The sequence below is a fragment of the Thermoanaerobaculum aquaticum genome (assembly GCF_000687145.1).
GTDB lineage: Bacteria > Acidobacteriota > Thermoanaerobaculia > Thermoanaerobaculales > Thermoanaerobaculaceae > Thermoanaerobaculum > Thermoanaerobaculum aquaticum.
Genome location: NZ_JMFG01000055.1, coordinates 1170 through 2470 on the forward strand (window position 1 = coordinate 1170; position 1301 = coordinate 2470).

Annotated in this window: 2 protein-coding genes and 1 pseudogene; 2 read left to right on the forward strand and 1 reads right to left on the reverse strand. The window is 66.7% G+C overall.

Annotated features, from left to right (window positions below; genetic code table 11):
* The coding region (locus EG19_RS11970; RefSeq protein WP_235208743.1) for a homocysteine S-methyltransferase family protein at window positions 1–644 on the reverse strand (644 nt) is incomplete at its 3' end.
* A gap of 117 nt (window positions 645–761) precedes the next feature.
* On the opposite strand from EG19_RS11970, the gene EG19_RS14515 reads away from it, so the two are divergent.
* Together EG19_RS14515 and EG19_RS14520 are read left to right on the forward strand one after the other, a co-directional pair.
* The coding region (locus EG19_RS14515; protein ID WP_456119748.1) for an HflX-like GTP-binding protein at window positions 762–1032 on the forward strand (271 nt) is incomplete at its 3' end.
* 2 nt (window positions 1033–1034) lie between these two features.
* Window positions 1035–1301: pseudogene (locus EG19_RS14520) on the forward strand (GTPase HflX); the annotation flags it as partial.

The following is a 1301-nucleotide window of genomic DNA, read 5'->3' on the forward strand; positions in this document are numbered from 1 at the left end:
GCCACCAGCGGCAAGTCGGTGCTGCATGCCATTTGCGTTAAGGCGGGCATGAGGTCGGAAAGCCTTGTGCAGTTGACGCCCACGGCAATGACTCCGGGGATGCTCACCGCCCGGGCAGCCTCGCCGGCGTTTTCTCCCGACAGTAGCCGGCCTCCACTTTGGCAGGTGAAGCACACGATTACCGGCAAACCGGTGGCTAGCGCAGCTTGGCAGGCGGCCCGCGCCTCGCGAACGGTGTTGAAGGTTTCCAAAAGCAAGCCGTCGGGTCCTGCAGCGGCGAGCACCTCGGCGGTGCGCCGGTGTTCCTCCGCCAGGGTAGCGTCATCGGGAACCAGGTCGGGGCGGTAGCAGTCCTCGAGGGTGGTCATGGAGGCCAGCACCACGACCCTGCGAGCTGCGGATCGGGCTGCCTCCCGGGCCAGCTCCACGGCGGTTTTGGCCAGCTCCTGCGGGTTGGGGTAGCGCTGAAGCCTCCGCAGCGAATAGGGTGCTACCCGGAAGGTGTTGGCGGTGAGCACATCACAGCCGGCCGCCAGGTAATCGCGATGCACCTGCAGCACCGCCTGCGGGTCGTGAATGAGCGCCCCGACCCCCCACAGGGTAGCGGCCGAGGCCACACCCCGGCGCAACAGCTCGGAGCCCATGGCTCCGTCCAAGAGCCGCGGCTTGCTTTGGAGGAATTGCGCCAAAGTTTGATGGTTTTCGCTGCTCCCGTTGGTTGACGCTTTTGCCTCTCGCACCCTACCATGATAGCGATGGCGATGCGGGAAAAGGCAGTGGTGGTGGGGGTCGCCACCGAAGGGCTGCCGGTGGGTGAAGTGCACGCCGACCTGGACGAGCTGTGCGCGCTCTTGGACACCGCCGGGGCCGACGTGGTGGCGCGGCTGGTGCAAAAACGCGGGGCTCCCGATCCCGCCACCTTTTTGGGCCGCGGCAAGGTTTCAGAGCTCAAGGACTTGGTGAGCGAAAGCGGTGCCGGCTTGGTGGCCTTCGACGCCGACCTCACCCCCGCCCAGGTGCACCATCTGGAGGNNGGCGTGAAGGTGTTGGACCGCGCTGCAGTGATCCTGGATATCTTTGCCTTGCGGGCCAGGACCCGGGAAGCCAAGCTGCAGGTGGAGCTGGCGCAGCTGGAGTACCTGCTGCCCCGCCTCACCCGCCGGTGGCAGCACCTTTCCCGGCAAGCCGGTGGCATTGGCACCCGGGGCGTGGGCGAAACCCAGCTGGAAATTGACCGGCGGGTGATTAAGCGCCGAATCACCCTGCTGCGGCGCGAGCTGCAGCGGGTGGCCAAAGAACGG